Annotated in this window: 19 protein-coding genes and 1 pseudogene; 5 read left to right on the top strand and 15 right to left on the bottom strand. The window is 50.6% G+C overall.

Annotation, left to right across the window (positions count from 1 at the left end):
• Window positions 1-5: 5 nt before the first annotated feature.
• The 4 genes from F3J37_RS20275 to F3J37_RS20260 all read right to left on the bottom strand — a co-directional run bounded on the left by F3J37_RS20275 (window position 6) and on the right by F3J37_RS20260 (window position 3,306).
• The gene (locus F3J37_RS20275; RefSeq protein ID WP_166935325.1) at window positions 6-707 is read right to left on the bottom strand and encodes a fimbria/pilus chaperone family protein; all 702 of its coding nucleotides are present in this window, start codon (window positions 705-707) and stop codon (window positions 6-8) included.
• A 418-nt stretch (window positions 708-1,125) separates the two neighbouring features.
• Window positions 1,126-1,830 carry a DUF1120 domain-containing protein gene (locus F3J37_RS20270; protein WP_166935323.1) on the bottom strand — a complete coding sequence of 235 codons (705 nt, stop codon included), beginning with the start codon at window positions 1,828-1,830 and terminating at the stop codon, window positions 1,126-1,128.
• 251 nt (window positions 1,831-2,081) lie between these two features.
• On the bottom strand, window positions 2,082-2,540 hold the full coding sequence (locus F3J37_RS20265) for a DUF1090 family protein (RefSeq protein ID WP_166935322.1): 459 nt from the start codon (window positions 2,538-2,540) through the stop codon (window positions 2,082-2,084).
• A 67-nt stretch (window positions 2,541-2,607) separates the two neighbouring features.
• Window positions 2,608-3,306: a response regulator gene (locus F3J37_RS20260; protein ID WP_166935400.1), complete on the bottom strand. Its 699-nt coding sequence runs from the start codon at window positions 3,304-3,306 to the stop codon at window positions 2,608-2,610.
• A 307-nt stretch (window positions 3,307-3,613) separates the two neighbouring features.
• Here F3J37_RS20260 and F3J37_RS20255 point away from each other — a divergent pair, with 307 nt between their 5' ends.
• From F3J37_RS20255 to F3J37_RS20245, 3 genes are all read left to right on the top strand, one after another.
• On the top strand, window positions 3,614-4,126 hold the full coding sequence (locus tag F3J37_RS20255) for a type 2 periplasmic-binding domain-containing protein (RefSeq protein WP_166935320.1): 513 nt from the start codon (window positions 3,614-3,616) through the stop codon (window positions 4,124-4,126).
• Window positions 4,127-4,168: 42 nt separating this feature from the next.
• Window positions 4,169-6,502, top strand: a complete 2,334-nt coding sequence (locus tag F3J37_RS20250) for a response regulator (RefSeq protein ID WP_166935318.1) — start codon at window positions 4,169-4,171, stop codon at window positions 6,500-6,502.
• A 108-nt stretch (window positions 6,503-6,610) separates the two neighbouring features.
• Window positions 6,611-7,225, top strand: coding sequence for a response regulator transcription factor (locus F3J37_RS20245; RefSeq protein WP_166935316.1), 615 nt, complete (start codon window positions 6,611-6,613; stop codon window positions 7,223-7,225).
• Window positions 7,226-7,245: 20 nt separating this feature from the next.
• On the opposite strand, the gene F3J37_RS20240 is transcribed toward F3J37_RS20245, so the two are convergent.
• Complete coding sequence (locus F3J37_RS20240) at window positions 7,246-10,671, bottom strand: transporter substrate-binding domain-containing protein (protein WP_240154142.1); 3,426 nt, start codon at window positions 10,669-10,671, stop codon at window positions 7,246-7,248.
• A gap of 185 nt (window positions 10,672-10,856) precedes the next feature.
• On the bottom strand, window positions 10,857-11,474 hold the full coding sequence (locus F3J37_RS20235; protein WP_166935314.1) for a response regulator transcription factor: 618 nt from the start codon (window positions 11,472-11,474) through the stop codon (window positions 10,857-10,859).
• Between the two features lie 284 nt (window positions 11,475-11,758).
• Here F3J37_RS20235 and F3J37_RS20230 point away from each other — a divergent pair.
• Window positions 11,759-11,881: pseudogene (locus tag F3J37_RS20230) on the top strand (Fic family protein); the annotation flags it as partial.
• Window positions 11,882-11,997: 116 nt separating this feature from the next.
• Here the strand turns inward: F3J37_RS20230 and F3J37_RS20225 are convergent.
• From F3J37_RS20225 to F3J37_RS20185, 9 genes are all read right to left on the bottom strand, one after another.
• The gene (locus F3J37_RS20225) at window positions 11,998-12,867 is read right to left on the bottom strand and encodes an ATP-grasp fold amidoligase family protein (RefSeq protein ID WP_166935312.1); all 870 of its coding nucleotides are present in this window, start codon (window positions 12,865-12,867) and stop codon (window positions 11,998-12,000) included.
• Window positions 12,868-12,872: 5 nt separating this feature from the next.
• Window positions 12,873-14,108, bottom strand: a complete 1,236-nt coding sequence (locus tag F3J37_RS20220) for an oligosaccharide flippase family protein (RefSeq protein WP_166935310.1) — start codon at window positions 14,106-14,108, stop codon at window positions 12,873-12,875.
• 446 nt (window positions 14,109-14,554) lie between these two features.
• Window positions 14,555-15,421, bottom strand: coding sequence for a DMT family transporter (locus F3J37_RS20215; protein ID WP_166935396.1), 867 nt, complete (start codon window positions 15,419-15,421; stop codon window positions 14,555-14,557).
• A gap of 5 nt (window positions 15,422-15,426) precedes the next feature.
• On the bottom strand, window positions 15,427-16,797 hold the full coding sequence (locus F3J37_RS20210) for an amidase (RefSeq protein WP_166935308.1): 1,371 nt from the start codon (window positions 16,795-16,797) through the stop codon (window positions 15,427-15,429).
• The gene (locus F3J37_RS20205) at window positions 16,790-16,993 is read right to left on the bottom strand and encodes a hypothetical protein (protein ID WP_166935306.1); all 204 of its coding nucleotides are present in this window, start codon (window positions 16,991-16,993) and stop codon (window positions 16,790-16,792) included. Before F3J37_RS20205 ends, F3J37_RS20210 begins: the two co-directional genes overlap by 8 nt.
• 66 nt (window positions 16,994-17,059) lie before the next feature.
• Window positions 17,060-18,067, bottom strand: coding sequence for an ABC transporter substrate-binding protein (locus tag F3J37_RS20200; protein ID WP_034822438.1), 1,008 nt, complete (start codon window positions 18,065-18,067; stop codon window positions 17,060-17,062).
• A gap of 2 nt (window positions 18,068-18,069) precedes the next feature.
• Entirely contained in the window at window positions 18,070-18,912 is an 843-nt protein-coding gene (locus F3J37_RS20195; protein WP_166935304.1) for an ABC transporter permease, read from the bottom strand.
• Between the two features lie 12 nt (window positions 18,913-18,924).
• Complete coding sequence (locus F3J37_RS20190; RefSeq protein WP_034822435.1) at window positions 18,925-19,707, bottom strand: ABC transporter ATP-binding protein; 783 nt, start codon at window positions 19,705-19,707, stop codon at window positions 18,925-18,927.
• On the bottom strand, window positions 19,700-20,617 hold the full coding sequence (locus F3J37_RS20185) for a carbon-nitrogen hydrolase family protein (protein ID WP_160833158.1): 918 nt from the start codon (window positions 20,615-20,617) through the stop codon (window positions 19,700-19,702). The genes F3J37_RS20190 and F3J37_RS20185 overlap by 8 nt, the downstream gene beginning before the upstream one ends.
• A gap of 133 nt (window positions 20,618-20,750) precedes the next feature.
• On the opposite strand from F3J37_RS20185, the gene F3J37_RS20180 reads away from it, so the two are divergent.
• Window positions 20,751-21,410 (top strand): helix-turn-helix domain-containing protein, encoded by a 660-nt coding sequence (locus F3J37_RS20180; protein WP_166935302.1) that lies wholly within the window; start codon window positions 20,751-20,753, stop codon window positions 21,408-21,410.
• Window positions 21,411-21,438 lie beyond the last annotated feature (28 nt).

Below are 21,438 nucleotides of genomic sequence, written 5' to 3'. Positions count from 1 at the left end.
CGCGGTTATTTCACCAACTGCGCGTCATACGGCTTTTCGCTAAAACCCCAGACATTGGTGGGAATGATGCGGATGCTGGTGGCGGTGCCGCCCTTTTGGCCTTTGTCCAGCGTGAAGCTGGCGGACTTGCCCGGCAAAATATAGGTTCGTGGCATGGTCCAGGTGCTGTTATCCGGCAGCGTCGTCACCTGCGGGCTGAAGCGCACCACGTAGGGTGAGTCATTCACTGCGGTTAGCTGGTTACCGGCCTGCTTCCAGGTCAGTCGCTTCCAGGGCGCTTCATCTTTCGCCAAACCCGCCGGGCGAATCAGCACCGGCAGGTTCTGGCGAATTGACATACGCACCTGATTCTCACCTTTGTTTTGCGGCGGTACACCTTCAAAGGTGACGCGCCCAAGGTGTTCAGTTTTCAGCGGCGTTTTTTCCGTCATAATAAAACGCACTAGCTGTTTTTTGCCCGCCTCGACGCGAGCAGCTGGCGGCGTCACGGTGACCAGGTTGGTGATATTATCGTCTTCAATATTCAGTAAGCCCGTGACCAACAGCAGCGGCGTGTTGTCGGTATTTAACACATTCATTGAAGATTCGCCCTCTGCCTGGTCGATAATGGCCACCGGCAGTTGCGGCACCATACCGGTAGCCAGTGCAGCGGACGAACTTAAACACAGGGCAACGGCCCCGAAATTAAACAGGGATGGCAATTTCATCGTCGACTCCGATTATTCGGGCGCATATAAAGGCGCGTTTAATATTATTTAGCGCGAAAACTTTCTGAGAATGAGCTTTCGTCTGCGTGGGATTCATTATGCGAAATAGAATAATGCGGCTATAGCAGATAAGGCTTACCATCTTGTCAGTAAATACTTACAACGTTCTTAAGAAAGCGACAAATAAAAAGCCCCGGAGAATCCGGGCGATAATAAATAAACAATACGATGTTACGGCAGATACACTAGCTCAAGCGAACTTAACCCATTCAGCTGTTGGTCGTTTTCATATCAAGGGCCAATTTTTCATTCAGATAAACCTGAACGTCCAGCTTGCCGCTTAATTATTCGAGAGGTTTAGTTCGGTACAATGACCTGCCGCACACTTCTTACTTATTCAACAAACTGCCAACACTGCTTAAGGAAGGTAAACCAATTCCAACGTTGCCAGTCCGTCTAAATGCACTGTATTCGTCAAATCAAAAGCTGATTTCTGATTAAGATATGCTCTGACATTCATCTTGCCATTATAATCTTTAAAGGCTGCTGGTGTAGTGGTACCTGCTGTACCCCAAGTGTTATAACTTTTAACAGTCCCTACGTGCCACATGGTTCCATTTGCAACTGTCCACGTCCCTGTAGTCGGGTCATTTGTGCGTTTATTCAACGTCGCAACTGAATTCCCATCAGCAGTAAACGAGGTTGTATCTAATGTAAGAGTATATCCTCCTATTTTTGTTGTCCCTTGCAGACCAAGACCGACAACACCACCGCCGGTCGTTCCAGCTGGTGCATTGCCTGCATTTTGCCCCGACCCCTCAGTCACTCCCGCAGCTGTATTAGGGCGTCCATTAATTGCAACCACTGCTACTTTGGTTGGAGCTGTACAATTAATTGCTAAGTCCAGCTGATGGTTCGCAAGAAGTGTATATCCAGTAGCGTTCAGATCAGCTGGACTCATCGTACCATAGTCAACGACACCGCCACCGCTCAGGGTTGGCGTACAGGTGCCCGGGTCAATGCGGCCAATCACTTTCACATCCACATTCGACGCCGCCTGAACATTCAGCGCGGTAGTGGCCATCACGGCCAGAGCCAGCAGGGATTTTTGCATCATTTTCATTATTTAATTCCTCATCAATGAGTTTATGAAGGTTTACCGTGCTGTCCGTTTCAGAGAATTTCTGTCACGCTAATGCAGCGGCTTGATGGCTATTATGCGTGGGAGTCATGTGGCGAAATATCAGCGAAGGATTAGCAGGCTGTCAGTAAATACTGACGAATAACAGTTTGGGCAGAATGAAAATAAAAATGCCCCGGGGAATCCGAGGCAACGTCTGACAATCAGCGGGTTTCCCGCGATACAGAAAATAATCAGCGCTCTAGCGCCGCCAGCTCTGCGTTCACTTCGCCACGCTTTTGCTGTGCTTCGAGCAATTCGTCATTTTTATGGCTGAGCTTGCGTTGTAATTTAGTGATCTTTTTTGCGTCATCTTTAGCACGAGCAAGGTCAATTTCCTGCTGAATCTTTTTGATTGACTGCTGCTTTTCACTGATTTTATCGTCAAGTTGCGTCAGCTCATGACGGGTATTCGCCAGCGTTCCGGCATGCGTGCAGTGCGCGTTAAGTTCGTCCAGCGCCTTGCGCAATCCTGCCTCTTTTTGTACGTGCTGATGCTGCTCGGCCAATTGTAATGCCTGAGTCATCTCCGCACGACGAACTTCACAGCTTTTTTCCGCATAAGCGGGAGCCGCAGCCATCATCACCAGTGTTATCATACTCGCTGCTCGAATCTGAGTATTGAAGCGCGTTGAAAGGGGTAATGTGTTCATAAGGTGTATTCTTCCTGATTGACATAAAACCATCCCGCCTCTGCTGAATGGAATAAAAAATGGAATGTTAGAAAAGATGATCGCGGTATTTAAACAATTCTAAATCGGTGGTCAGCCCCAGTTTTTTCATCCCCGATTGCTTGTGGCCGCTGATGGTTTTACGGCTGCGTTTCAACTTCTCCGCGATCTCAATCACCTGCATGCCATCAAGGAAACAACGGATCACTTCCGCTTCACGCGGTGATAACAGCGTATCCAGTCGCGAAAGCTTCTCGCCGTTGGCGTAATACAGCGGCCCATCTAATACCGCGCCATCGCGCTTTCGCACCGGTATTTTGCTTAATTCACTTTCAATGTTATCAGGAATAAAGCGCAGCCCGCTGTCAATCACGCGAATGGCTTCAAAATAAGCCTGCGCCTCTTCACGCTTAGAAATATAGCCTTTTATTCCACTCATAAAGGCGGCACGTATTACCGCCAGGCTTTCCATGGAGGACGAAAGTAAAATCTTTAATTTTGGATGGCGTGATAAAATCTGTTTGATTAACGACAAGCCATCTAGCTCATCGCCACCCAAAATATAATCCAGCACCAGCACATCAGCAGTGTTCTTTTGCAACCATGATAAGAGTTCATGGCTATGGGAAAAGCTACCGGTGATCTGCATATCGGGATAGTGGCTGGCTGCCATTTCCAGTGATAATCGAATCATCGGGTGGTCATCCAGTAATACCACCGTTATTTTTTCACCCGCGTAACGAATCATCAATCTCAACCTCATCAGTCAGCCAGAATAAACAACAAAATACGTTTTATTGTGCGCTGATCGTAACGCAAGGCGAGACCATTCTGAGTCAACAGTTACTGATTAAATGGTAGGAATTTACTTACACAGCCATGGCAAATCCTAGTGCCATCAAACTTCTCTGACAGACGTCGCTAAAACAAGACCGCGCCTGGCCTACTTCACGCCACAATTTCGCACAATACCCCCAGATTATTCTGACACGTCAATAACGCCCTGCCTGTTTTGTTTATTGGACTTTTCCTGATTAGGAACTCAGCGGATTATTATGAAATTCTCTCACCTGCTATCGCATCTCGTACTGATTTATACCCTGCTTTTCGCGAGCGGCAGCATTGCGGGTGGCGTACCGTTAGTGTTAACGCCCCGTATTGAGGTTAACCCGCCTGCGGTCACCTTGAATGCCGATGTCAGCCACTGGTTGCAACGCCACCCACGTATTAACGTCGGGGTTTGGGGTGTATCGCAGCCCCCTGTCAGCCTGGGGGTCGAGCGTGGTGTGCTAGCCGGTATTGATGCCGATTATTTATCCGTCATCGAATCAACCCTGAATGTGCATTTCCAATTGCTCTATTTCCCGACACGCAGCGAAGCGCTGAGCGCGTTACATCACGGTGACATCGACATGCTGGCCATCTGGCGTCCCGCTCTGGAGAACAACCGTACCGTTGCCGCCTCCTTGCCGTGGCTGCACGATCAGGCCGTGGTGTTACATTCCGATCAGAATCTACTTCAGCAAACGGAAATTGAGAACGGGTTATTGGCGTTAATGCAGGACTAACAGCATCAATGGGACCCCTATGGTGCCTCACCAAATAGTTTTTTGGATTATTACCATGCAGTACAGCGACTGGCTACCGGTGAGTCCGGTGCGATTGCCATTAATCGCACCACCGCCCACTACCTGGCACGCGACTTAAAGCTTGATAATGTCTGGCTGACGCCGGATGCAACCTTAGGTGCGCTGAACTTCAGCTTTGGGGTGAACAGCCGTGCGCCACAATTACTTACCGCTATTGACCAGGTGCTGGATGCCCTGCCGCTGGTGAGTCGGTTGCGCATTTCTCACGATTGGGGGTTGAATCACGACACCGCTGAAGCGTCACGTGTGCTGGCGTTAAGCCCTGAAGAGATCACGTGGTTAACCGAAAACCAACCCGTCAAAGTGGTGCTGGATAGCCGCCTTGAGCCTTACAGCTTCATGAATGCCCAGGACAAGCCCGATGGCCTCTCCATCAATCTGCTGAGATTCATTAGCGATCGCTTTGGTATTGCTTTTGACTATCATGTCATCAACAGCGATCAGGAAAAGGCTGCTTTTCTCGCGCGCTATCCTCAGGCGCTAGTCAGCCAGGCTTTTAGTGTGCCGGGTGAAGATGAAGCCACTGCGCCCCGGCTGCAAACCGGTACGCCATGGTTGGTCACACCGCCTGTACTGTTGATGAATCGTCAACACGAACGTCCCTTGTCTCTGCAAGATTTGTCAGACGAGAAGATTGCCATCGTAAGACAAAACCCATTAATCCCCTGGCTACAAACCTGGTACCCCACGCTGCAATTGGTTGAAGTGGAGAACCTGCAAACGGCACTTCACCTGCTAAAACAGCAGCAGGTGCGTGCGGTGGTGGCCTCACAGTTTGCCGCGCAATATCATTTGAAACGCACGGGTATCGGCTCGCTCTATCAGGCATTGGCGTTGCCCGTAAAGCCGCTGAATATCAGCTTTGCGGCGAAACGGGAAAATCCGCTGGCCTTGAGCGTGACCAATAAGGCATTGCAGCAGATCACCCCGAATACGCTGACCCATCTGGCAGCATCATGGCGTGATACCCTCCCGGCCCCCGAGCAGAGTCATTACGATGCTGAGACCTCATGGACACTTTTTATCATCATCATCACCGCCCTATTGATAGCAGGCTGTCTCTTTTTGTGGGTGACTCGCCTGCGCAACAGCCTGAAAACCGTGGCCCGGCATCTGCAATCCAAAGAGGCGTTAATCGAACAACTGGAGCTCGCCACTGCCGAGAATCAACAGGTATTGCACTCACGCAACCAATTTATGAAGAGTATGGGCCATGAAGTGCGCACGCCGCTCAATGCCATGATGGGGTTGCTGGAGTTGGAACTCGGCCGATTGCAGCAGCAAAAATTACACAATGAGAATGTGCAAACCGCTTATGAGTCCGCCTGTATTCTTTTGTCACGGGTGGGGGATGTATTTGATATCTTCCGTGCCGAAGCGCGTGATAGCAATAATCACAGTCGGGTGGTGAATATCCCATCACTGCTGCACAGCACGGTGGCACTTTTTCGCCAGCAGGCGGAAGATAAAGGGCTGCAAATCAACGTGACCGATGCGCTGCCAGCCCCGATGTTTGAGTTCGATCCGCTGTTTATTATCCGTATTGTCTCTAGCCTGCTGCGTAATGCCATTCAACATACCGGGCAAGGGGAAATTGCAGTGGCAATCTACCCGCTGGAAACCCTGCCCGATGGGTGCCATCACCTGGTCATTGAAGTGAGCGACCAGGGCAACGGGTTTGATGCCGCCACCGCACTCATGAACAGCGCAGAGGTGACAGAGGAAGCCGACGAACGCGACTGGGCGCTGACCGGCTTCAGCCTCGCAGCCTGTCAGCGGATGGCACATGCGGCTGGCGCGGAGATTACCGCTGAAGTGGTGGCAGGCAAAGGCAGCGCGGTGAGTCTCCATCTCAGTGCGCATCCAGCCAAACTGGCACCGATAACACTTCCCGGCGAGCAGAAGCGCTCGAAGGTGCTGATAGTTGAAGATTACCCACCCGCGCGCCTGATGCTCAGCCAGCAGCTACAAAATAACCACCATGAGGTTCTGGTTGCCAGTAATGGCAAAGAAGGATTGGCGTTGTGGCAGAAGCATCAGGCTCAAATCGATGTGATCATCACCGATTGCACCATGCCTGAAATGGATGGTTTTACGATGACGCGTCATATTCGCCAGCAGGAAGCCAATGAGCGTCTTGGCCCCGTGCCGATTCTGGGGCTGACCGCGATGAGCGGCTTTGATGCCACCAAAACCTGTCTTAGCTCAGGTATGAACACCTGCCTGACAAAACCGCTTTCCCCCGAAGAATTAGCGCAATGGGTTGAGCGACACCTGCATCTCCCCCCTGCTTAATTGCGTTGTTGTCTGTCATTCAATGAATTAAAGACGCGGCTTGGTTATCAAGAAGCAAGGCTGTGTGAGAATAGTTTAGTATTTTTCTCGCACAGCAAGGACGCCCAGATGCACGTTATTATTTATGATCGGCAACCGTTAATTCGTGATGTTTTAGTGCCTTTTTTTCAGCAACGACACGATAAAGTGATTAACGCCACCGGCGATGAGGATGATTTCATCTATAGTACGGTGGTGTTTCGCCCACATCTTGTGGTGTTTGATCCGGCCCAACTTAGCCACGCCTCGCTGGTGAAACTTATCAGGTTAAAACGTCGTTATGCTGATATGCGAATCTTTGCGTATGCAGGAGACGACAGCGTTTATTATCTGTTGCGCAGTTTACGCCTGGATTATCAGGCGTATATGAGCAAAGCCTGTCCCATTGAAAAACTCAGCAGCGTGTTAACCGCGCTCGCCAATAACGAGTCCGTGATATTTCGCCATGCTAAATACGCTTATCATCAGAGATATCCTGACAGATTGATTATACAGTCACTCACCAATCGGGAAATGCAGATGCTACGTCATCTGGCCGCCGGTAAAAAAAACAAGACCATTGCCCAGGAACTGGATATCAGTTGTAAAACCGTCAGTACCTATAAACGCAGCATTATGAAGAAGATGCAAACCAGTAAGATCAGCGATGTGGTGGATTTAGCCGCGAGAAATGGCTTTGCATAGCAGAGAAATAAACCGGTGCCTCACAGCACCGGCGAATTCTGCAAGTCAGAGAGATAAGCGTAAAGTTCTGTCGTCAGTGACGTCAGGGCGGGTGTGAAGACCTCGATCGGTAAAGACGTATCCCGGCACTGCTTTTCCAGACTCAGACAGGCATCTGCCAAATCATTACGCCGCGCAATACGCAGACTTCCCGCGATACGATGAACAAGATCGGCGATCGCGTGGCGATCCTCCGCTGGCGTTAAAACAGCAAGTTTGGAGAGATCTTCTTGTAATGTGGTGACCATTAAATCATGCAGGCTTTCCGCCATGCGTTGTTCTTCATCCGCCTGTTCAATTGGCGGGTTATGTTCTTCAACCCACTCAGCAACCTGGTCGGAATGGGCCTGACTGAGTGCCGCTGACAAACTGTTTAACGAGCAAGGTTTAAATAAACAACTGTTCATGCCCGCTTCCATGCAACGCTCATAGACTTCGTGCATCGCATTGGCGGTGAAGCCGATAATCCACGCTGCCCTTCGCGACTGCTCTGCTTCTGATTCTCGTATCACCTGGGTCAATTGATAGCCGCTGAGACCCGGCATATTGCAGTCAGTGATGATCACATCGAAGTGTTCTTGCTGCCAGAATTGCAATGCTTCATAGCCATCACACGCCAGCGTCGCCTGCTGCCCCAGCCAACTGAGCTGTTTCGCCAGTAACATGCGGTTGGCGGCATTATCATCGACCACCAGCACCTTACCGCTGGGCAAAGCCGCAGCAATATCATGGATTGATTCGTCTCTTTCCCCTGCACTGCTCATCAGAGGCAAACGCATCACCGCTTGCACACAGGTCCCAATACCCCGCTCGCTTCTCAGAGTTAACGTACCGTTCATTTTTTCACAAACGGTCCGGCTGATATAAAGACCTAATCCGGTACCGGATCGACGATTGTCCGCCTGGCTAAAGGGCTGGAACAACGTCGCCTGCTGTGCCTGATCAATACCGATACCACTGTCCTGCACATCGATGGTATAGGTCACCACATTGCTCACCGCATCCACCTGCTGCTGGACGATCAGTGAAACACCGCCCTGATCGGTAAATTTAATGGCATTGCCCAGTAAGTTGGAGAGCACTTGCTTGATACGCAGAGGATCGGCAAGAACCGGTTGAAGAGGTTCTTCAGGATAGCGCTTGGTCAGACTGATGTTTTTATCCAGTGCTAATCCCTGAAAAACTTTGAGCAGATTATCAATCAGCTTTGCCAGATCAACGGGTTCAGGATGGTAATCCAGCTGTCCACCCTCGATGCGTGAAATATCCAAAATATCGCCAATCAGTCCCACCAGACTGTCAGCCGATTCATAGGCGACTTCAAGCGCTTGTATATCCTGCTCGCCATTGCGTCCTTTCTTTAATGCCATATCCAGCATGCCGATGATCGCGTTCATTGGCGTACGGATTTCGTGGCTCATGGTAGAGAGGAACACCGATTTCGCACGGTTAGAATCTTCCGCACGCTCTTTGGCTTCACGTAGCTCGGCAAACAGTGCTTCACGTTCCGAGATATCCATCCATCCCCCAATCACACCCACCACCGTGCCATCACTGTCATGCCAGGGTTCAATCCACTGATATACCGTAATGCCGATGGAAGAATTGGGGTTGTCCCACAAGTCGTAACGGCGATCTTCCAGAATGCGCGAGTCGGAGTTCATCACTTCCATTAGCTGGCCATGGTAGAAAGCCGCTTGTTCAGGGGTGCGCAGGCCGGGATGTTCCACCATGGTTTTGCCCAGCGCCTCGTCATAGGTGACACCGGTTTCGACCAAATAGCGTTCGTTGCAGAATGTCAGTCTTCCCTGACGATCGCGCAGTGAAACGGGGAACGGCATACTGCTTACCACGGTACGCAGCTGCGCCAGTTGATTGTTTAATTCCCGGCGGAGTGCCGCCTTACGTTTTATCTGCTGACGCAGATAAAGAGCCCATCCCACCGTCAGCAGGATAATGATGCCGGTGAAAATAGCGGACGCGATCATCAAATCACGATAACGCGCCCAAAAATCGTCAACATTGACAAAATCCCCTGGGCGCCAACGGTTTGCCAGACTCTCCATTTCGACGGGTGGAATACTTAACAGTACTTTATCAAGAATGGATTGCAGTTCAGGATCGCCTGGCCCGACACCAAAGGATATCCAGGCGGGCCGATCCCCCACGGTCGCCACAATTTTAAGTTGCGTGGGATAGTAAGACTTAATTTGGTAATCCGACATCATCAAAATGCCCACAGCAGCATCTGCGCGCCCTTCAGCCACGCTCTCCATCAACGCAGATTCGTTATCCACGGAAACCAATGTGATATCAGGAAAATGAGTGTGAATGAGATCTTCTGATCCACTGCCTGACACCATCGCCAACCGCTTACCACGTAGATCTGGCAGAGAATGAATATCGCTGCGATTTGCGCGCGTGGTAAGAGCATAAGCACTGCGCAGATAAGGGCGAGTAAAGAGGATCTGTTGCGAACTCTGCATACTGGGGGTGAGTGAGGCGAACATGTCAACTTCCGCCGTTTTAACCCGTTGCATCAACTGGATGGCATTATCGACAGTACTATATTCAAAGATGAGCCCGGTTTTCAGACTCACTATCGAAAGCAAATCGTATGCCATTCCGCGTAATTTCCCATCGGCCCCCACAATGGTCATTGGCGCCGCTTTATCGCCGCTAAACAACACCACATTGACGTGAGAATGCGCCGCCATCCATCGTTGTTCTTCCGGTGTGAACGTCAACGGATTAACAGACTGGGTGATATCGACTAAATCAGGCTGCCAGATTCGGTTGATTTGCAACTTATCAGCCAAAGGAATATTCGCTAACGCCTTGTTAAATAATGACAACAGCTCAGGCTGATTGTGGCTAAACGCGAAAGCGATATTCCTGACGGGCAAAGCACTGTAACGCGACAAATGCACATTATTCAGGTAGTTGCGACTTAGCGAATAACTGTTACCCAGGTAGACATCCGCTTTGCCAAAAGCCACAGCGCTGAGTGCATCCTGATAATTATCATAGAGACGAAACCTGGCTTGCGGGTAATATTGGCGTAACAGTGAAAGCGGCAGGTAATCTCTGACTAAAGCCACCTGAACCCCTTGCAGATTATCAGATAGCTTTTTGGTGTGTTTCATCTCCATCCCCAGAACCGCCCGGTCTCTGGCATAGGATGCAGACATGGCAAAATCGTTGTTGGCTACGCATTTGGGCACAGAAGGAATAAAATCGATTTTTCCTGCCGCCAATGCTTGCCAGCGCTTTTCAGGATCGTTAAAGGTTTCAATACGTACCGGAACGCCTAACTGTTGTGCGATAAGGCCGACGTAATCCGCGCTGATACCTTCAAATTCGCCACGAATATTACGCATTCCATAAGGGGGCGAGTCGTTACGCATTACGCCCATGACCAACTGATGCTTCTGATGAAGGAAGGCCCTTTCATCGGGGGACAATACTAAAGCAGGTTGTTCTGAGCCTATCAGGTGCGTCATTAACTGAAGTTCGGAAGCCTGAACGGGCGCGCAGATAAGCCACATCCCAATAAACAGTAAAATGACGCGTAAGCGCTGCATAGCAAGAATTATCCAATCAAATTGTTACGACGGGCAAAATCGATCAACTCAATCAACGTGTGTGCGTTGAGTTTCTGTTTTAGGCGATGTTTATAGGTACTGATGGTCTTTTCACTTAACACCAGTTGCTCCCCGATCTGCTTATTGGTCAGCCCCTTAGCAATGCTGATCAGCACACTGAGTTCACGATCGGAAATATCAGAAAGCAATTTGCCGTCATCCTGATTATTCGACTGCCCATACTCCATTTGCGGGAAGAAGCTGTAATTGCGCATCACCATTTTAATCGCATCGGTGAGTTCGCCTAAATCATCGCTTTTAGTCACAAAACCGTCAGCACCAGCCTGTTTGCAACGTTGAGCAAAGTTCGCTCCCCCCTGCGAGGTCAGCACCAAAATTTTCAGCGGTAACTGCAGAGCGCGTAGGCGTTGTAACACCTGAAAACCATCCACTTTAGGTAAACCGATATCCAGTAGGACCAGATCCGGACGCGTATCTTTGGTCTTCTGGATAGCATCCACACCATTATCGGTTTCCGCCACAACCTCCATACCGCTTCGCTCCAGCAGCATTTTCACGGCAAAACGAATCACCGGATGGTCGTCGACAATAAGCACTTTCTTCATGGGATAGGCGGTCCGTAAGATCGGTTGACAGGATTGATTTGGAAGATAGCCTAGCAAGATAACTAAGAATAGTCTGTAGGAAAGTACTTATCGAAACCCCATCTTGTAAGATGTCTAATGCATTGATTTATATATTATTACTCCCTTGAACATTGACCTCTTGCTGTTATGTGTTCATTTAACATTTTAGGCTGAATGATATATCTTACATATCATAATTTCGACCTGTTTACGCCATCGACATGTTATGGCCATATGTCGATAAAACCGTATTTTTTAAATATATGGTCTGGAATCCTGAAATCCCTTACAACGCCTTGCCCTTGCTGCCGCCTGACCTGGAAACGATTGAAACTCGTAAGGTGTTAAAGGCTTGTATCACTGGCAGGGCCGCAGTCGCGGAGCTGAATCAATAAATGAAAAGGGATTGAGTGCTTCATTATGCTGCCCTCAATCCCCGAACCGCTATTTATCAACTGCGAGAGTTAACTCTACTCTGTCTGGGGCGATCCATGCACACCAATCACAACCTCAGTTGCCCACCCAAAATGGCATCCGCTTCCTGAAGGGACACATCCAGTCCTGCTGAAGGCGTAAATGTCAGTTCGCCAAAAATGACCTCACCATTGAGAAGATAGAAATCAGCGCGCACAAATTTAAAATCCGTCGCCAGTTTCATTGCATACTGCTTCATTTTCACAAAGCCATCGGGCATCTCTGGCAGGTCATACTTATTAATCAACTTCACCGTGTCCTCAAAGGGAAGCGGATTCCAGTTCATGTCAAAGTAATAGAATTTCGGCGTGCCTTTTTCTCGGCCGACACAAACCATGACCGCGTAAGGTTTGCCGTTAAAGCAGTAAAACTTATAGTCGTCTGGAAAACCACCACGTTCATTCTCGATGAATTTTTCACAGAGAATCTTTCTTTCAATCTTTCGGTACTGTGGTTCAATAAAATGTGATGAGAAATCCTCACTTAACCACTTGCTCAACTGCCGGTTGGTTTTATCAACATTTAATGAGGATTTATCACTACAAATGATGTTGTAGCCTGCGCCGTGATTGCACTTGAGGGCAAATCTTTCCGGTAGTGCAGCATAGTCAATGTCCTGCGGATTATCATAGACGCCATAAAGTTCATTGAGAATTTCACCGCAGCCTTTGGATATAATATATTCTCTGACCTTGAATTTATCTGCACACTGCGTGTAAATCTCATTATTGAACTCATTAAACTTAAGCCACTGAATTTTTTCATTGAAATTCGTGGGGTTTGATAAGTTAAGTTTTTTCTTGAATTTTATATAGTAGTGAGCTTTAGCACAGAATTCTGGTGAAATATTAGCGCTAATTTTCAGAGCTGACTTAACTGTGTGTTTAATCATTCTCATTGAAATTATCTCATTTTAAAAATGTTGAGGTGCATTTTGATGATTGTTTTATTCTTGAAAAAGTAATTCAGTAACGTACAAGACAAAATTTCGACAATCAAAAAACAGTATGCAGCGCCATTAATCCCGAAGGTGCGAATCATGAGCCAGGAAAATGGCACGGTTAATACACAACATAAAAACATCTTCTTAGCCAGATAGTTGTATCCGGACTCTTTGATCATATACCGGTAGCAGATGGTTCCCAGTGACGAGAACATCGTGCCAATAATGATGATGGGTATAATTTCGGCAGATCCCATATACTTATTGCCATAAAGCAGATGGATAAAGTCATCACCAAACAGATAGAACCCACCTAGCACAACAAGAGACAGCAGGATAACAATCCTGTTGATTTTAATTAGCAATTCATCAACAGCAGGTTGATTCTTTTCATTGTAAATCTTTGAGAAGAAACTCGTTATTAATGCCAATACGATAAATGACCAGGCGCCTCCTATGGTTAACGCAACGCTATAGATTCCCAGATTTGAGTAAGAGATCATTTTAGCCAGAAAAATACTCGAAATCTGCGTGTAGATATCCGCTGATATGCTCGACAGAATTAAGGCCCCGCCGGTATACAACATATGACGGTTATACATCACAGCACCTTTACTACTTTCATTGACTGCTGTGGTCTGCCTAAAGTACACAAGGCGCATGACGTAAGGGACCAGAGGGATAATGATGATAGGTATCGTCAAATAGTAAATCGGCAGTTCAAAGTGTGATATGTAGAATCTGGCCATCAGTGCCAAAGACAATCCGATGACATTGGTAATCGTATTGATCTTTGATTTTAATTGAGTGTTGTTATAGATCGAAAAGAAGTCCATCACGATGTAATACGTCGCGATGCAGTTGGCCACGCCAAAGATAAAAACCGTGAGATCCGTAAAGAAGTAGAGATACGTGAGTACTGCACTTGAGGAGATGAGAAAGAAAAAACGTCTCTGATTCTGCGTATGCATCGCTAAAGAGATACCTGAACGGGCTCTCTCACTCATGCGTTTAAAAATAATATTCTGACCACCAAACCATGACAACGTCTGTACAAAGATAAACAGCGAGGTGGCGATGTTTATCTTGCCAAAGTTATCCGGGCCAATGTATTTAGCCATTAACGAATTGATATATATCAGTCCGATGATATTGACTGACTTCTCCAGCATGATCCATATCGCGTTAGAATACATGTCACGTCTCACATACACTTATGTTGAGTTGCAGTTGCCATGCTTGATAGATGTTCTACGCTCAAAAGCAACGGGATTTATATGCATTACTGGTATATTTTTTTGTCAAAAGGTTATATAGTCAAATAACCTTCATATTCTCTCTTTACTTTACGCTTTCATTTTAATTGGTCGATACTGTGACTGTTTACACAAAAATAGTGAAGGGTTTTCTGTTCGAATCAGATTAATAGCAGTCATTTATAAATATTAGTGCCAGACATTAATAAAGCGTTGTATTGAGGGAGTTAATTAAATAGGAGAGTAATAATCAGGAAGATAGGGGAATTAACTCGCGGTTTTGAGCCGACGTGCGTGCCTTACATGCCGCATAGCAGGTTTGAGTGATATGCCGATATAACCCTCTTACATAAAGAATTCTGGGCATTCCGGCTGAAAAATCCCAATTACACGACCACCCTCTTCTTCATGACTGTGCCTCGTACCACTGCCAGCAATATCCCTCCTACAGTCAGCAGCGTGCCGATCACTTTGCTGTGATCCAGCGATTCATGCAGAATTGCCACGCCCATCAGTAATGCCAGCGCCGGGCTGAGCAGTGACCAGGGCAGAATCTGGCTGGCGGGATAGCGTTTCAGCAGGCCGTACCACAATGAATAAGCGAGGATGGACGAACCCAGCGCGCTGTAGATGACCCCGAGCCAACCGCGCCAACCCGCCGCGAGCAGCAAAGTGAACTGGTGCTGCTCGGTGAGTAGCGAACTCACCCCCACCAGTGGAATGGCAAACAGTGACAGCCAGCCCGTCATCGCCAGCGGTGCAATCGGCGGCAAACGCTTGATCAGCACCGTGCTGCATGCCCAACCACAGGCGCTCATCAATAACCACATAATGCTTTGCCAGTGCGACAGCGCCGGACTGCCCGCAAGAATCATCACGCCCAAAAACGCCACCACTACGCCGCCGATTTGCTGATAGCGCAGCCGCTCTTTGAGCCAGAATGCTGCCAGCAGCATGGCGATCGGCGTGCCCATCTGGATAAACACGGCGGTGGTGCCCGCATCGGTGGTTTGCATGCCAATCACCATTAACCCGAAATGCACAAAGCCAAAGGTGAATCCCAGCAGCATCATGCCAGGTAGCTGACGCCACGTCAGGCGATGAAACGGCAGCAGCAGGGCCGCCACCAGCACAAAACGCAGCGTCAGCATGAACAGCGGCGGCAGTTCCATCAGGCCAAACTTCATGGCGATAACGTTAAAAGCCCAGCCGTTGACCGCCAGCAGCAGGATTAACAGGTCGCGCAGCGGAATGGGTTTCACGCACGTAGCCGGGTTGGCGTTTGCAGATGATAATCGTGCTCCTGTTGGAATCGACGCGCGAAAGCGAGCAGTTTGCGCTCAGCGCCATCACGTCCGATGAGCTGCATGCCAATGGGCATCCCTGCATGATCAAACCCGGCCGGCAGACTGATAGCGGGCAGTGCTGACAGACTTGCCAGCGCGTTGTAACGCATGTTGCCGGTCAACACGCTCTCTTCGCGGTCTCCCATTTGAATCGCTTCCAGTCCTTTATGCGGTGCGGTAAATGGCAGCGTCGGCACCAGAATCACATCCACCTGATTCAAATGCTGCAACAACTGCTGGCGTAAACCGGTGCGGAAACGTTGTGCCTGCAGATACTCCACTGCGGTAATGGCGAGTCCCGCTTGCAGCAGCTTACGCACATCCGCACCGTATTCTTGCGGACGGTCAGCAAGCCAGGCGGCGTGCAGTGAAGCCGGTTCCGCAAGGTTGATCAGCACCAGCGCGTTCACCGCCTGCTCAAGCCCGGTCAAACTCAGCGTGTGGCAACGCGCGCCCGCCGCACTCAACCACTGCACCATTTGATCATAAGCAGCCGCGACATCTGGCTGCACCTGCTGATGCACATCAGCTAGCAAGCCAATACGCAATCCGGCCAGTTCCGGTAATGCTGTCAGCGGCTGTGTTTTGCCGTCGAGCACGTTAAACAGCACCTCACACTCTTCGGCATAACGTGCCAGTGGCCCAACGGTATCGAGGCTGGTGGCGAGAGGAAAAATGCCTTCAGTGGAGAGTCGCCCCACGCCCGGACGTAACCCCGTGATCCCGTTCATCGAAGCCGGTAAACGAATCGATCCACCGGTATCGGTTCCGAGCGTTGCCAGCGCACTGCGCACCGAGGCGGCGACACCCGAACCGCCGCTGGAACCGGCAGGAATGCGGGCATCATCCCAGGGATTGCTGCTGGCACCGTAGTGCGGATTGTTGGTGGTGCCGCCCCATGCGAATTCATGCATGTTGGTGCTGCCGATGATTAACGCACCCGCCTGCTTCAGACGCTGCACGACCACCGCATCACGCTGGGCGATATTGCCGCTGAGTATCTGACTGCCCGCGTGCATCTCCTCACCGGCCAAATCGATATTGGCTTTAATGGCAATCGGCATGCCATGCAGCGGGCCCAGATCGTAGCCCTGTTCCAGTAAGCGTTGGCTGGCTTTGGCCGTCTGACGGATTTGAGACACATAGACCTCATTGAAAGCATTGAGATCGCGTGTGATTTCCTCACGCGCCAGACAGGCTTCGACCAGCTCTGGCACGCTGGTCTGCCGCATGCGCAACTGCTGTGCCAGCGTCAGCATTGAGGCATCGATTAACTCACTCATGAGGCAACTCCAGCGGCGGCTGCAAAGCGGAAACCCAGGCGTTTGCCGGTAGCAGCGTTGGCGCGAAATGTTGCGCAGCAAAGGCGCTAACGCCCGCCGCACGCGCTTCACAATCGGTAAGCAGGTGTTCCAGCTCAACCGCATCAGCCGCGCAATGGCGCAGTATCAATGCCAGTCGAAGTGTCAGTGCATCCATAATCATTCCTCTTTTAATGCGGGCGCACAGTGGTACGCCCGTAACCTGGCGACAGTCGGTGATGGCTTATTTATCACCCATCGCATCGACCGCTTCTTTGGCCTTAGTCGCCAGCGTCGTGTTCACGTTGTTCTGATATGACGTGGCTTCAGAGGGATAGGCTTTGATGTTTTTGGCATACAGCGCGATGTTCATGTTGTTATCCCAGGCCTTCTGCGACACCAGCACGTTCTCCGGATAGCCTTTGGCATCGATTTCACGCTGCACTGCGGTTTTCACCACCTCCTCGGGCAACGCCGGGAAGTATTTACGTGCAATGGTCACCGACTCAGCCGGATGCTTGTAGATAAAGCGTGAGGCCTGTTCAAAGGCGGTCACGACGGCCTGCGCGGCCTGTGGATTCTTATCAATATATTGTTGTGTGGTCGTCAGGCTAGAGAAGGCAAACGGATACCAGGATTGCGCGGCTGAGAACGAGTAAGCCACATGCAAGCCGTTTTGCTTTTCGGCCATGGTGACCTGTGGCTCCGCCGCTAACGCGTAATCTGCACGACCTGCCGCCACCGCCGGGATCTCATTGCCAATCGCCACATGCACCAGCTTCACGTCTTTGAGGTTATTCTGTTTGATCAGATAACTCATAAACGCCCAGGTGGTATCAGGTTGCGGGCTGGTCACCACACGTTTGCCCGCGAGCAGTGACAAATTGTCCTGCAAAGAAGCCGCTTCTTTGCCGAAGATGAAGATGGTTGGCGCGTTCTGTACCCCGGCCACCACCACCCCTTTGCCGCCGTTTTCACGGGTTTTCGGCACAAACACCGGATCCTGAATCGAGAAATCTGCCGAGCCGCCAATCACCGCCGCCCAGGATTGCGCCCCGCCGCCACCGGTGCTGATTTTCACATCAACGCCCTGCTGTTTAAAAAAGCCCTGCTCTTGTGCCACATACAACGGCAGATAGAGCAGCGATTGAAACGCCTGGTTGATGCGCACTGGCGTGTCAGCCGCGTGCGCACTCACCAGAGAAGCCAGACAAACTGCGGCAGAGATCGTAGCTAAACGGAATTTTTTCATGATTATTTCCTGTCCCAGGAGAGAATGAGGCGTTCAATAAATGCCACCAGCGCGTTGAAACACAGCATCATCAGCATGACCAGCACGATGCCAGCCAGCACAATGTTCATACCGAAATTGGAACTCCCCAGCAGGATCATGTGACCCACGCCGCTATCTGAAGAGATGTATTCACCGACGATGGCACCGACCAGTGCGAAGCCAACGTTAAGCCGTAAGCCCGACAGCACCCACAACATCGCGGATGGTACCACCAGCTTGAAGAAAATGGTGCCGCGTCCGGCGTTGAAGGATCGCAGGAGGTTGATGAGATCGGGATCGGTGCGCATCGCGCCTTTATAAGAGGTGGTCAGGGACACCACCACGCAGGAAAACGCCACAATCACCACTTTGGAAAGCATCTCCGTGCCGAACCAGATGATGGTCATCGGCGCAATCGCCAGCACCGGAATTGAGCCAATCGCGGCGATAAACGGCGCGGTAAGGTCAGAGATAAAGCGCGAGTACCACAGCAGCAACCCCAGGATAGAGCCGCCAATCGCGCCCACGGCAAACCCCACCAGGGTTTCAACGGCGGTGACGCGCACATCAGTCACCATTTCACCGGACTGAAAGCGCTGGACCAGCACCTCCCATACCTGCGAGGGGCTGGAGAACAGGAAGGCGTTGATGTTGCCACTGCGCACACCGAGCTCCCACCCTCCCAACAGCAGCACCACAATCGCCACCTGTAAGAACAGCAGCGTGTAGCGACGTGCGTTAGCTGAGCGGAAAAAGGTTTCTCGCGAACTGCGATTTGCCGTCGCCGCAACCGTAGGGCGTGTAGACACTGAGTTCATTGTCATGTCGTCCTCTCGTTAGTTAACCGGCTCAGGCTGAATGCCGATGCTGCGCCAGATATGCTCGTAATACTCATTGAAACGCGGCGACAAGCGGCGTTCGGGTATCGACAGGCTATCCGTGCCGAGATCGACCTCAATCTCCTGCACAATTTCACCGGGGCGCGCTTTCATCACATAAACACGATCCGACAGCGTGACCGCCTCTTCGATATCATGCGTAATGAAGATCACCGTCTTGTGCTGCTCTTTCACCACACTCAGCAATTCACTTTCCAGCGAGATTTTGAGCGGGTAGTCCAGCGCCTTATAAGCCTCATCCATCAGGATGATTTCCGGGTTGGTGACCATGGTGCGCATCAATGCCACACGTTGTTTCATGCCGCCGGAAAGCTGCGACGGATACTTCTGCTCGTAACCGGTCATTTTGTAGAGTTCGAACAGTTCACGCGCTTTGGCTCGCGCCTGTGCTTTGGGCATGCCGCGCACTTCCAGACCGAGGATCACGTTGTCGATCACCGTACGCCACGGGAACAGCAGGTCTTTTTGCAGCACATAACCGAGTTCCGGTGACGGCGTGCCGGTGGTTTCGCGATTCTTCAGCAAAATGCTGCCGCTGTCGGGCATTAGCAGCCCGGTGATGATGTTGAACAGCGTCGATTTGCCGCAGCCGCTGGGCCCGACAAAAGAGACGAATTCATTGCGATTGGCATGGAAGTTGAGGTTGCGCAGCACCGTCACCTCACCCTCCGGCGTGGGATAGCTTTTGTGGATGCCAGCGGCTTCCAGAACTTTACTCATGGTTTTCCCCCAAAGGTCGCGCGTGGCGATTGTGAACCGTCAACGGCGAAGGCGGGGCCTGCACCGGAACGTAATCTTTCAGGAAGTGATAGCCGAGATAGTCACTGCTGCGGGCGCGCAGAATGGCGGATTGCACCTCAACGCGGGCAATCGCCATGCCTTCCGTGGTGCCACTGTCGGCCACGATATTTCCCAGCGGATCGATAATGCGGCTGTGGCCGTGATAGTGAAGATTGCCGTGCTGGCCGCACAGATTGGATTCGATCATCCAGCATTGATTTTCCAGTGCGCGCACACGGCCAAACAGCGTGTAGCTATCCACCATGGGATCGGCATCGCCTGCACTGCCGTCTCCGGCATAGCCCCATGCGGTGGGCATAATCATGATGTCCGCGCCTTTCAGCGCCAACTCGCGAGTGCTTTCCGGGAACACTTTGTCGTAGCAAATCAACATACCAATGCGACCAATTGGCGTGCTGAACACCGGAAAATCGCTGCCGGGATAGTAGACGTGCTTCTCATCGCCCGGCTGATGCACTTTGCGATACACGCCGAGCAAACCGTCTGGCCCCAATAGCACCGCACTGTTAAACAGTACTTCGGCACGTTCAGGATGGCGCTCGGTCATGCCGAAAACCACATGCAAGCCCAGTTGCGTGGCGAGCTTTTGCATGGCCTGCACGCTCTCACCTTCGGTCACCACTTCGGCTTGCGCCATTTGCCACGCCACCGCTTCACCGTTCCAGTTGAGCGTATCCGGCAGATAGCCTTGTAAAACCTGCTCCGGGAATACCACCAGGTCGGCACCTTCCTGTGCTGCCTGTTCCATCCAACTCAGCAGGTTGTTGAGGTTGCGGGCTTTATCGTAAAACGCGGGCAGCGTAATGCTGGCGATGGTGGTTATGTTCATAGCAGCTCCCAGAAGTTTTCTTTTAAACTGCTACTCTGCTCACATTTAGACCAATACAATTTTCTTATGTGATAATTTTTATCATATGTGAGAAATTAACTGTCCAGTTCACTTAGCAGAAGAATCATTGCCAATGAAAACCACCCGACAGCATGAAGCCTCCGGGCTGGGCGCCGCCTTAACCGGCGAACAAGATTTTGGACTGCGAATCAAAACGATACGTCAGGCGCGAGAATTGACGCTGGAGCAGGTCGCCGAGTTGAGTGGCGTGTCGATTTCGACACTTTCGAAGATTGAAAAAGGCCAGGTGTCCGCTTCATTCGATACCATTGCCAAGATTGCCAGCGCGTTTGATTACTCTCTGGCCGAACTGTTCGCCGAAGAGTTGCCCCTGCCTTCGGTGGCGAGCACCGCCATTCAGGGCCGCCGCACTTACACACTGGCCGGTAAAGGATTGGCCTTTACCAACCCCTATTTTCGTTATGAAGTGCATGCTGCCGAACTGCTGGTGAAAGGGATGATTCCGGTGGTGATGGGAATTGAGACGCGCGAGTTGCCGCCGCCGGAAGCCTGGTCTCAACATGCCGGTGAAGAGTTCATTTATGTTGTGTCAGGCGAAGTGATGTTGCATACGCAGCTCTATGCACCGCTGCGGCTGGCACAAGGTGACAGCGCTTACATCGACAGTACGATGCGCCATACCTTTGTACGGCTAAGTGATGAAGCCGCCAGCCTGATCTCTATTTGTCAGACTGAAACGCTGGATATTGAGGATTTGACGCGCGGTGGCTGATCAGAGCCTTCCCGCCACGCCAGCAAAC

This window comes from Candidatus Pantoea communis, assembly GCF_011752685.1.
GTDB lineage: Bacteria > Pseudomonadota > Gammaproteobacteria > Enterobacterales > Enterobacteriaceae > Pantoea > Pantoea communis.
Note: the sequence above shows the minus strand (reverse complement) of the source record. Positions and strands in the feature narration are given on the sequence as shown.

Bases quoted from the DNA above. Each gene is read 5' to 3' on its own strand.
- F3J37_RS20275 (WP_166935325.1), bottom strand. From the start codon at position 707: ATGAAATTGCCATCCCTGTTTAATTTCGGGGCCGTTGCCCTGTGTTTA.
- F3J37_RS20200 (WP_034822438.1), bottom strand. From the start codon at position 18,067: ATGAAAAAATTCCGTTTAGCTACGATCTCTGCCGCAGTTTGTCTGGCT.
- F3J37_RS20190 (WP_034822435.1), bottom strand. From the start codon at position 19,707: ATGAGTAAAGTTCTGGAAGCCGCTGGCATCCACAAAAGCTATCCCACG.
- F3J37_RS20240 (WP_240154142.1), bottom strand. From the start codon at position 10,671: ATGCGTAACGACTCGCCCCCTTATGGAATGCGTAATATTCGTGGCGAA.
- F3J37_RS20270 (WP_166935323.1), bottom strand. From the start codon at position 1,830: ATGAAAATGATGCAAAAATCCCTGCTGGCTCTGGCCGTGATGGCCACT.
- F3J37_RS20260 (WP_166935400.1), bottom strand. From the start codon at position 3,306: ATGATTCGTTACGCGGGTGAAAAAATAACGGTGGTATTACTGGATGAC.
- F3J37_RS20185 (WP_160833158.1), bottom strand. From the start codon at position 20,617: ATGAACATAACCACCATCGCCAGCATTACGCTGCCCGCGTTTTACGAT.
- F3J37_RS20205 (WP_166935306.1), bottom strand. From the start codon at position 16,993: ATGGATGCACTGACACTTCGACTGGCATTGATACTGCGCCATTGCGCG.
- F3J37_RS20210 (WP_166935308.1), bottom strand. From the start codon at position 16,797: ATGAGTGAGTTAATCGATGCCTCAATGCTGACGCTGGCACAGCAGTTG.
- F3J37_RS20225 (WP_166935312.1), bottom strand. From the start codon at position 12,867: ATGAGAATGATTAAACACACAGTTAAGTCAGCTCTGAAAATTAGCGCT.
- F3J37_RS20180 (WP_166935302.1), top strand. From the start codon at position 20,751: ATGAAAACCACCCGACAGCATGAAGCCTCCGGGCTGGGCGCCGCCTTA.
- F3J37_RS20255 (WP_166935320.1), top strand. From the start codon at position 3,614: ATGAAATTCTCTCACCTGCTATCGCATCTCGTACTGATTTATACCCTG.
- F3J37_RS20220 (WP_166935310.1), bottom strand. From the start codon at position 14,108: ATGTATTCTAACGCGATATGGATCATGCTGGAGAAGTCAGTCAATATC.
- F3J37_RS20245 (WP_166935316.1), top strand. From the start codon at position 6,611: ATGCACGTTATTATTTATGATCGGCAACCGTTAATTCGTGATGTTTTA.
- F3J37_RS20265 (WP_166935322.1), bottom strand. From the start codon at position 2,540: ATGAACACATTACCCCTTTCAACGCGCTTCAATACTCAGATTCGAGCA.
- F3J37_RS20235 (WP_166935314.1), bottom strand. From the start codon at position 11,474: ATGAAGAAAGTGCTTATTGTCGACGACCATCCGGTGATTCGTTTTGCC.
- F3J37_RS20195 (WP_166935304.1), bottom strand. From the start codon at position 18,912: ATGACAATGAACTCAGTGTCTACACGCCCTACGGTTGCGGCGACGGCA.